The sequence below is a fragment of the Brevundimonas sp. genome (assembly GCF_030656255.1).
Lineage (GTDB): Bacteria > Pseudomonadota > Alphaproteobacteria > Caulobacterales > Caulobacteraceae > Brevundimonas.
The window spans coordinates 1-9,110 of the sequence record NZ_JAUSOE010000069.1 but is presented as its reverse complement, the minus strand read 5'-3'; the positions used below and the strand labels follow the sequence as shown (position 1 = coordinate 9,110).

The window sequence follows — 9,110 nt, the reverse complement described above, 5'->3', positions numbered from 1 at the left end:
TTCGTCACGGAAGCAGGGCGCGATCTGGAAATAACGGTCGAAGCCCGAGACCATCAGCAGTTGCTTGAACTGCTGAGGCGCCTGCGGCAGCGCGTAGAACTTGCCGGGGTGCAGACGCGACGGCACCAGGAAGTCGCGTGCGCCCTCGGGCGACGAGGCGGTCAGGATCGGGGTCTGGTACTCCAGGAAGCCCTGGGCGACCATGCGCTGGCGGATCGAGGAGATGACCCTGGAGCGCAGCACGATGTTCTTGTGCAGCCGCTCGCGACGCAGATCCAGGAAGCGGTTGGCCAGGCGGATGTCCTCCGGATACTCCTGATCGCCGAAGACCGGCATCGGCAGTTCGGCGGCTTCCGATAGGACCTCGACGCCCTGGACGCGGACCTCGACCTCGCCGGTCGGCAGGTTCGGGTTCACCACCCCCGCCTCGCGGGCGACCACTTCGCCGTCGATCTTGATCACGCTCTCGGCGCGCAGGCGTTCGACCGCCGCAAAGCCTGGCGTCTCCGGGTGCAGCACCAGCTGCGTCAGGCCGTAATGGTCTCGCAGATCGATGAACAGCAGGCCGCCGTGATCGCGCTTCCGATGCACCCAGCCGGACAGGCGAACGGCGGAACCGGCGTCGGAGGCGCGCAGGGCGCCGCAGGTGTGAGAGCGGTAGGCGTGCATGGATGGACCGTCTGGAATTCTGCGGTGGAATCTGACGCCGGAGCGCCTGAAATCGAAGCGGCGTAGGGCGCATTATCGCCCTAGAAAGTCAAGGTCGGGGCGGCTTTCGGTCATGCTTGCACACCCTATCAAATCCACCTGAGTGTCTTGTGAAGCGGCGTGGCCGTCCACAAACTGCGTCGCCCTCAAAAGGAAGCGTCCAATGCTCCATCGCCTTATCCTCGCTGTCCTCGCGATTTCAGCCGCCACATTCATGACGGCCCTTCCGACATGGGCGCAAATGTCGCCGGACCTAGCGGGACGATGGGTTTGGGCTGTCGAGGGCCGCTCGGTCTTCATCATCGACATACCTTATGGAGACACGCCGGTCGCGACCCTGACCCGTCCTGCCAGCCTGACTCTGCTACAGGACGGCGCATTGAGCGGCGTAGACGGCCCTGTCTTCACTGAAGACCTGAAGATCAATGCGCTGGCTGCTGATCACATCACTCTCACGCGGCCGAACGACGAGGTTTACGAAATACGTCTGGCGGCAAAGGATTGGGCGACATTCGCCTTCGTCGAAGGCCCGCCCATGCCACCTCTATCCCTCTATCGGCCGCATGATCCGGCGACAGTCGAGACGGATTGGGGTGGCGACCGCGCCTATGGTCGCCTCGAACCCGATACCGATGTCTCAGACGACCCGGCCGTCAAGGCGTTGTTCGACGCCGACCAGGCGGATCGCGACGATATGCTGACGCTCGGACCACAGGTTGCGGTGAAAGACGCCGCACGACGCGCCGAACTTACCCAACTGATGCAAGCCGGGGCTTTGAAGAGTGGTCGCGACTATTATCGGGCGGCCTTCATCTATCAGCATGGCGACCAGCCTAACGATTACCTCCTGGCGCATGTTTTGGCCGTGACGGCTTTGGCCAAGGGCTTCTCCGATGCGGGTTGGATCGCGGCGGCGACACTGGACCGCTACCTGCAAGAAAGCGGCAGCGCCCAGATTTACGGCACCCAGTTTCAAATACCGTCCAACGGCGACCCTGTGACCCAGAGAAGCTACAATCGCGACCTGCTTCCCGACAGCGCACGAATCGCGGTCGGCGTTCCGACGCTTGCCGGACAGGAAGAACAACGTCAGTCATTTGAGCGCGAAAGAGCCCGCCGCTCGCCGAGCGGCCGGAATTAGAGATATCCCATGTTCATCGTCACTATCACCTACACCCAACCGATCGAAGCCATTGAGGCCAAGACGGTCGAGCATCGCGAATGGCTGGACATCCATGTCGCCAGCGGCCTGTTCATCGCCGCCGGACCCATGGTTCCGCGCACCGGCGGTATCCTGGTTGTCCGCAGCGGCGGGACGAAGGAAGAGCTGGAGACCCTGTTGAAGGACGATCCGTTCCAGGTCCACGGCCTCGCCGACTACACGGTCACCGAGTTCAAGGCAGGCAAGTTCAACCCCGCCTTGACCGAATTCGCCTGATTCCATCCACAGGCCGGGGCTTCCCTCCCCTGTACCAACAGGATGCGCCTGCGCAGTTCGCCTCCGCCTCTGCTATGACGGCTCATGCCCGCGCAGAGCGCCCTGATCCGACCGATCGCCGAACAGCTGCGTCTGCCGCTGGAACGCCCCCTCGTGGGCGAGGCCTTTGTATCGTCGGACAGCAACGCCGAGGCCGTCCGCGTCCTGGCCCGCTGGCCGGACGGCGCCGGTTCGGTCTTGGCCCTGTATGGCCCGGCGGGCTCCGGCAAGAGCCGTCTGGCCGCCGACTGGGCCGAACGGGTCGGGGCCGTGCCGCTGAACGGGGTCGAGGCCGCCTTGGTCGATCCGTTGGAGCTGGAGGGGCGGCCGGTTATGCTGGATCGTGCGCGCGATGCGGACGACGAGAGCCTGTTTCACCTGATCAATCTGGCCCATACGGGCGGCGGCGCCCTGCTGCTGGTGTCGCGCTCGGCGCCGCGGAACTGGTCCGTCGCCCTGCCCGATCTGCGCTCTCGCCTGGATGCGGTCCGCACCGTCGCCGTCGAGGCGCCGGACGACCGGGTTCTGTCCGCCATTCTGCGCACCCGGTTCGCCGAGCGCAGCATCGCCCCGACCGACGAGGTGATCGCCTATCTGGTGCGGCGGCTGGACCGGTCCGCCGACACCGCCGCGACGGCGGTCGAACGCCTGGACGCCCTGCACCGCCCCGTCACTCGCGCCCTGGCCCGGCAGGTGCTGGACGAAATGAACGCCGCCGTCGAGGTCGAGACCGACTGAGAACCGGGGCGAATAGCCGCCCATGAAAATGTCGATGCCCGCTTGCGGCCGTCACAGTCGCGCGCGAGAACCGGGCTATGACCGACGCCGCGATCCACGACGCCACCCGGGGCGAGGAAGTCCCTGCTTCCCGCGCTCCCCAGCTTGCTCTGAACGAGGAATTGATCGCCTCGCCCACGCGGTTCTTCAACCGCGAAATCTCCTGGCTGGCCTTTAACGAGCGCGTGCTGGAGGAAGCCGCCAATCCGAACCATCCGCTGCTGGAGCGACTGCGGTTCGTTTCCATCTCGGCCAATAACCTGGACGAGTTCTTCATGACCCGCGTGGCGGGCCTGAAGGGCCAATTGCGCGAGCGGGTGCGGGTGCTGTCCGCCGACGGCCTGACCCCGGCCGAACAGCTGGAGCGGATCAATATCTCGGCCGGCGAACTGATGGCCGAACAGCAGGTGCGCTGGCGCCAGTTGAAGAAGGAACTGGCGACCGTCGGCATCGAGGTGGTTGATCGCAACCGGCTGACCAAGACCGAGAAGGAACGGCTTGAGCCCGAGTTCCTGAACCAGCTGTTCGCCGTCCTGACGCCCCTGGCCATCGATCCGGCCCACCCCTTCCCCTTCCTGCCCAACCTGGGCTTCTCCCTGGCGCTGAAACTGAAGCGCAAGGGCGAGACCAAGACCTTCTACGCCCTGGTGCCCGTGCCGACCCAGGTGCAGCGGTTCTGGGAGCTGCCGACCGACGGTCGGTCGGCGCCGGGACGCAAACGCTTCATCACGCTGGAAAACGTGCTGCTGCTGTTCATCGACCACCTGTTCCCCGGCTGCGAGGTTCTGGAAAAGGGCCTGCTGCGCCTGATCCGCGACAGCGATATCGAGATCGAGGAAGAGGCCGAGGACCTAGTGCTGGAGTTCGAGGAGGCGCTGAAACAGCGGCGCCTGGGCTCGGTCGTACGCGTCAAGATCGAGGCCTCCATGCCCGCCGATCTGCGTGACTTCATCGTCGGCGAGCTTGAGGCCGCGCCTCAGGACGTGGTGCTGGTGGACGGCATGCTGGGCCTGGCCCAGCTGTCGGATCTGATCCCCGGCGGCCACCCCGACCTGAAGTTTAAGGGCTATGAGCCCCGCTATCCCGAGCGGGTCCGCGACAACGGCGGCGATGTTTTCGCCGCCATCCGCGAGAAGGATCTGCTGATCCACCACCCGTTCGAGAGCTTCGACGTGGTGGTGCAATTCCTGCGTCAGGCGGCGCGGGACCCGAACGTCATCGCCATCAAACAGACCCTGTACCGCACCTCCAAGGACAGCCCCATCGTCGCCGCCCTGATCGAGGCGGCCGAGAACGGCAAGAACGTCACCGCCCTGGTCGAGCTGAAGGCCCGGTTCGACGAAGAAGCCAACCTGCGCTGGGCCCGCGCCATGGAGCGGGCCGGGGTCCACGTCGTCTTCGGCTTCGTCGAGTACAAGACCCACGCCAAGCTCAGCGTCGTCGTGCGGCGCGAGGGCGACGGTCTGAAGACCTACTGCCACTTCGGCACGGGCAACTATCACCCCGTCACAGCCAAGGTTTACACCGACTTGTCGCTGTTCTCCTGCGACCCGGTCCTGGGGCGCGACGCCAGCCGGGTGTTCAACTACATCACCGGCTACGCCACCCCGGACGAATTGGAGGCCCTGGTCGTCTCGCCGCTGAACATGAAGACGACCCTGATCGAACTGATCGGCAAGGAAATGTCGGCCGCCGCCATGGGCAAGCCCGCCGCAATCTGGGTCAAGCTGAACTCGCTGGTGGATCCCGAGATCATCGACGCCCTGTACCGGGCCAGCCAGTGGGGCGTTCGCATCGACCTGGTGGTGCGCGGCATCTGCTGCCTGCGACCCGGCGTGCCGGGCCTGTCCGAGAACATCCGCGTCAAATCGATCGTCGGCCGCTTCCTGGAACACAGCCGCATCGTCTGTTTCGCCAACGGCAAGGACCTGCCGCACGACAAGGCCAAGGTCTTCATCTCGTCCGCCGACTGGATGACGCGCAACCTGGACCGCCGGGTCGAGCTGATGACCCCGATCCGCAACGCCACCGTCCACGACCAGGTGCTGGATCAGATCATGGTCGCCAATCTTAAGGACGACGCACAAAGCTGGGTGCTGGACGCCGAAGGGCGCTATACCCGCCTCATCCCCGCCGATCCGGAGCGGCCGTTCTCGGCCCACAAATATTTCATGACCAATCCCAGCCTGTCGGGCCGTGGACGCAAGGTGAAGACCCTGCCGTCCGTTCTCAGCTACGAGCGTCCCGGCCGCTGATGCCGGATCTGGCGCTTACCGGCCGCGACGTCGCGGCCATCGACATCGGGTCCAACTCGGTTCGTCTGGTGCTCTACCGGCTGGAAGGCCGGGCGATCTGGACCGTGTTCAACGAAAAGGTCTTGGCCGGCCTGGGCCGCGACCTGCCGACCACCGGCAAGCTGTCGCCCGAGGGGGTGGTCATGGCCATGACAGCCCTGCGCCGTTTCGCCGCCGTGCTGGAGGGGGTGCGTCCCGACGCCACCCTGATCGCCGCCACCGCCGCCGTGCGCGAAGCCAAGGACGGGCCTGAGTTCTGCCAGCGCGTCGCCGCCGAGACCGGTTTGCAGATCCGCGTCCTGTCCGGTGAAGAAGAGGCGAAATACGCCGCCACGGGCGTGCTGGCCGGCGCGCCCAATGCGAAAGGCGTCTCGGCCGACATGGGCGGCGCCAGTCTGGAGCTGACCCGTCTGGACGGCGCCCAGAGCCCGGCGAACAACGTCGAACAGGGGCTGACCCTGCCGCTGGGGCCCTTCGCCCTGGCCGAGGGCAAGGGGTTCGACGCCGAGCGGATCAAGGCCCGCATCGATCAGCGGCTGACGCCTATCGCCGCCCGGTTCCAGACCGACCGCCTCTACGCCGTCGGCGGCGCCTGGCGCACCCTGGCCCAGGTCCATATGGCGTTGAAATCCTATCCGCTGAAGGTCGTCCACCAATATGAGATGACGGCGGACGAGGCGCTGGAGACCGCACGCCTGGTCGCGCAACAGTCGGCCGCAAGCCTGGCGAAACTGCCCAGCGTGTCCAAGAAACGGGCCGAGACCCTGCCCTACGCCGGCCTGGTGCTTGAGGGTTTGATCCGACACCTGAACCTGAAGCGGATCGAGATGTCCGCCTGGGGCGTGCGCGAGGGCCTGCTGTTCGAAACCCTGGACGAGGCGACCCAGGCGGCCGATCCCCTGCTGGCCGGGTGCGCGGCCCTGGGCGGACGGCAGGGAATCGACCCCGCCCTGCCCGGCGCGCTGAACGGCTGGATTTCCGACGTCGTCTCGGCCCTGCCGTCGGCCTTCGGTCCAGACCGCGACGGCGTCCTGTCCGCCGCCGCCTGCCGCCTGTCGGACCTGGGCGCCCGCCTGCATCCGGACCATCGTCTGGAACTGGTCTTCGACCAGGTTCTGCGTGCGCCCGTCGCAGGCGTCAGCCATGCCGAGCGCGCCTTCCTGGCCTGCGCCATGAACGCCCGCTACGGCGGCGGCCCGGCCACGCCTCAGCCCGACATCATCACCCGCCTGTTGAACGAGGACGCCGCCAAACGCGCCCGCGCCCTGGGCCTGGCCATCCGCCTGGCCTGCGACTTGTCGGGCCGCTCGTCGCAACTGCTGGCCAACGCCACGGCGACGATCGGCAAGAGCGAACTGAAGTTGACCGCCACTGAGGGTTACGCCGACGTGCTGCTGGGCGAACAGACGAAAAAGCGCGCCAAGGCCCTGGCCGAGGCGATGGGACTGGGGCTGAAAATCTAGGAAACGAGGGTCTCCTCTCCACGCAGTGGGGAGGAGACAGGAAAGCTATCCCTCGATCTCGACGACCTCGACCCGCGCGCCGCTCAGCACCAGGGCGATCTCGCCCCGCTTCAGCTTCAGCGCATCCTCGCCAAAGATCTGGCGCCGCCAGCCTTTCAGCGCATCCACATCGGCGTCGTCGCTGACGGCGATCTTCTCCAGATCGGACACGGTGGCGATCAGTTTGGACGCCACCCCGGCGTTGTCGCTCTTGGCCTTCAGCAGCACCTTCAGCAACTCCACCACCGACGGCGGCGCCGGCTGGCGGTGGGCCGGACGCTCCATGTCAGGGGCATGCGATTCGGGGTCGGCCAGGACGCGTTTCAGCTCCTCGGCCAGCTCCAGGCCCAGGCGCGAGCCGCCGAAGCCCTTGGGCACCGAGCGCAGGCGGTTGAAGGCCTCGGGGTCGGTCGGGGTCTGTTGTGCGACCTCGTCGATGCCCTCGTCCTTCAGGATGCGGCCACGCGGCTGGTCGCGCTCCTGGGCCGCACGCTCGCGCCAGACGGCCACGGCCTTGAAGGCGGCCAGATATTTGGCCGAGAATTTCTTGGGCTTCAGCCGCTTCCAGGCGTTCTCGGGGTTGGTGTCGTACAGGGCCGGATCGACCTGGCTCTCCATCTCCGACATCACCCAGTCCAGCCGCCCCTCCTTCTGCAGCCGGTCGCGCAGCTTGGGATACAGGGCCGCCAGATGGGTCACGTCACCCAAGGCATAGACCAGTTGGCTGTCCGACAGCGGGCGTCGCGCCCAGTCGGTGAAGCGGCTGCCCTTGTCCAGTTCGACGCGCAACATCTGCCGCACGAGAGAATCATAGGCGACCTGTTCGCCGAACCCGGCGGCCATGGCCGCCACCTGAGTGTCGAACATCGGCCTGGGCATGGCGCCCAGTCGCACGAAGATTTCGACGTCCTGGCGGCAGGCGTGGAAGACCTTGATGATGTTGGGATCGCGCAACAGGTCCAGGAAGGGCTCCAGGTCCAGGCCGTCGGCCATGGGATCAATGATCCCGGCATGGTCGGCGGACGCGGCCTGGATCAGGCACAGCCTGGGCCAGTAGGTCGTCTCCCGCATGAACTCGGTGTCGACCGTGATGAACGGGGCGGTGGCGAGGCGGGCGCAAAAATCGGCCAGCGCCTCATTGGTGGTGATCGGCGTCATTCCGATGCTATAGCCCCCCGCAACCCACCTGTGGCAAGAGCCGCGCTGCATTTCCGCCCCGATTCCAGGCCCGAACACCATGAGCGACACCCAAAAGCCTCTCGAAAACGGCCTGACCTACGCCGATGCAGGCGTGGACATCGATGCAGGCGAGATGCTGGTCGAACACATCAAGCCCCTGGCCAAGTCCACGGCGCGCCCCGGTTCCGAGCCCTCGCTGGGCGGATTCGGCGCCCTGTTCGACCTTAAGGCCGCCGGATTTGAAGACCCGCTGATCGTCACCACCACCGACGGCGTGGGCACCAAGCTGAAAATCGCCATCGAGACCGGCCGTCATGACGGCGTCGGGATCGACCTGGTCGCCATGTGCGTCAACGATCTGCTGGCCCAGGGCGCCGAGCCGCTTCTGTTCCTCGACTATTACGCCACCGGCCGGCTCGAGATCGACGCCGCCCGCCGCGTCGTCGCCGGCATCGCCGAGGGCTGTCGCCAGGCCGGCTGCGCCCTGGTCGGCGGCGAGACCGCCGAAATGCCGGGCATGTACACCGACGGCGACTATGACCTGGCCGGCTTCAGCCTGGGCGCCGTCGAGCGGGGCCACGCCCTGCCCTATCTGGATCGCCAGACGCCCGGCGACATCATCATCGGCCTGGGTTCCACCGGCCCGCACTCGAACGGCTATTCGCTGGTCCGCAAGGTGGTCGAGAAGTCGGGCCTGGCCTGGGGCGACGACGCCCCCTTCGCCAAGGATCGCTCGCTGGCCCAGGCCCTGATGGAGCCGACCCGCATCTATGTGAAGCCGGTCCTGCCGCTGATGAAGGCGGGCCTGGTCAAGGGCGCGGCCCACATCACCGGCGGCGGCCTGATCGAGAACCCGCCGCGTTGTATCGCCGAAGGGCTGAAAGCCTCGTTCGACTGGAACAGCTGGCCCATGCCCCACGTCTTCCAGTGGCTGGCCGAAACCGGCGGCATCAGCGACCACGAGATGCGCCGCACCTTCAACTGCGGCGTCGGCTTCATCCTGATCGTCTCGCCCGAGAACGCCGAACCGGTTCTGGCCGCCCTGCTCACCGCGGGCGAAGTCGCCTACGACTGCGGACAGCTCGAAGCGGCCTGATCCCAACCCGTCACCCTCGGGCTGGTCCCGAGGGTGACGAGTGGATTGCTTTACCGCACCCCGCCGTTCGCCGTTTC

General features: G+C 66.4%; 8 protein-coding genes. 6 read left to right on the top strand and 2 right to left on the bottom strand.

The genetic code is table 11. The features are described 5' to 3' along the window. On the bottom strand, positions 1-669 hold a 669-nt coding region (locus tag Q7J26_RS07350), incomplete at its 3' end, for an amino acid--tRNA ligase-related protein (RefSeq protein ID WP_304935834.1). A gap of 202 nt (positions 670-871) precedes the next feature. Between Q7J26_RS07350 and Q7J26_RS07345 the strand changes: the two genes are divergently transcribed. The 5 genes from Q7J26_RS07345 (at position 872) to Q7J26_RS07325 (ending at position 6,719) form a co-directional block, all read left to right on the top strand. Next, positions 872-1,849, top strand: coding sequence for a hypothetical protein (locus Q7J26_RS07345; RefSeq protein ID WP_304935833.1), 978 nt, complete (start codon positions 872-874; stop codon positions 1,847-1,849). A gap of 9 nt (positions 1,850-1,858) precedes the next feature. Next, a complete protein-coding gene (locus Q7J26_RS07340) occupies positions 1,859-2,146 on the top strand; it encodes a YciI family protein (protein WP_304935832.1) in 288 nt (95 codons plus the stop codon). Positions 2,147-2,230: 84 nt separating this feature from the next. After that, positions 2,231-2,923 carry a DnaA ATPase domain-containing protein gene (locus tag Q7J26_RS07335; RefSeq protein WP_304935831.1) on the top strand — a complete coding sequence of 231 codons (693 nt, stop codon included), beginning with the start codon at positions 2,231-2,233 and terminating at the stop codon, positions 2,921-2,923. 77 nt (positions 2,924-3,000) lie between these two features. Then, positions 3,001-5,217 carry an RNA degradosome polyphosphate kinase gene (locus tag Q7J26_RS07330; protein WP_304935830.1) on the top strand — a complete coding sequence of 739 codons (2,217 nt, stop codon included), beginning with the start codon at positions 3,001-3,003 and terminating at the stop codon, positions 5,215-5,217. Continuing rightward, a complete protein-coding gene (locus Q7J26_RS07325) occupies positions 5,217-6,719 on the top strand; it encodes a Ppx/GppA phosphatase family protein (RefSeq protein ID WP_304935829.1) in 1,503 nt (500 codons plus the stop codon). The genes Q7J26_RS07330 and Q7J26_RS07325 overlap by 1 nt, the downstream gene beginning before the upstream one ends. 45 nt (positions 6,720-6,764) lie before the next feature. Here Q7J26_RS07325 and rnd read toward each other — a convergent pair whose 3' ends face one another. Beyond that, the gene (rnd, locus tag Q7J26_RS07320; RefSeq protein WP_304935828.1) at positions 6,765-7,916 is read right to left on the bottom strand and encodes a ribonuclease D; all 1,152 of its coding nucleotides are present in this window, start codon (positions 7,914-7,916) and stop codon (positions 6,765-6,767) included. A gap of 79 nt (positions 7,917-7,995) precedes the next feature. Between rnd and purM the strand changes: the two genes are divergently transcribed. Beyond that, the gene (gene purM, locus Q7J26_RS07315) at positions 7,996-9,033 is read left to right on the top strand and encodes a phosphoribosylformylglycinamidine cyclo-ligase (RefSeq protein WP_304935827.1); all 1,038 of its coding nucleotides are present in this window, start codon (positions 7,996-7,998) and stop codon (positions 9,031-9,033) included. Positions 9,034-9,110: the final 77 nt, after the last annotated feature.

What these genes read in the sequence shown, in the direction of transcription:
- Q7J26_RS07345 (WP_304935833.1), top strand. Translation starts at nt 872, where the DNA reads ATGCTCCATCGCCTTATCCTCGCTGTCCTCGCGATTTCAGCCGCCACA.
- Q7J26_RS07340 (WP_304935832.1), top strand. Translation starts at nt 1,859, where the DNA reads ATGTTCATCGTCACTATCACCTACACCCAACCGATCGAAGCCATTGAG.
- Q7J26_RS07335 (WP_304935831.1), top strand. Translation starts at nt 2,231, where the DNA reads ATGCCCGCGCAGAGCGCCCTGATCCGACCGATCGCCGAACAGCTGCGT.
- Q7J26_RS07330 (WP_304935830.1), top strand. Translation starts at nt 3,001, where the DNA reads ATGACCGACGCCGCGATCCACGACGCCACCCGGGGCGAGGAAGTCCCT.
- Q7J26_RS07325 (WP_304935829.1), top strand. Translation starts at nt 5,217, where the DNA reads ATGCCGGATCTGGCGCTTACCGGCCGCGACGTCGCGGCCATCGACATC.
- rnd (WP_304935828.1), bottom strand. Translation starts at nt 7,916, where the DNA reads ATGACGCCGATCACCACCAATGAGGCGCTGGCCGATTTTTGCGCCCGC.
- purM (WP_304935827.1), top strand. Translation starts at nt 7,996, where the DNA reads ATGAGCGACACCCAAAAGCCTCTCGAAAACGGCCTGACCTACGCCGAT.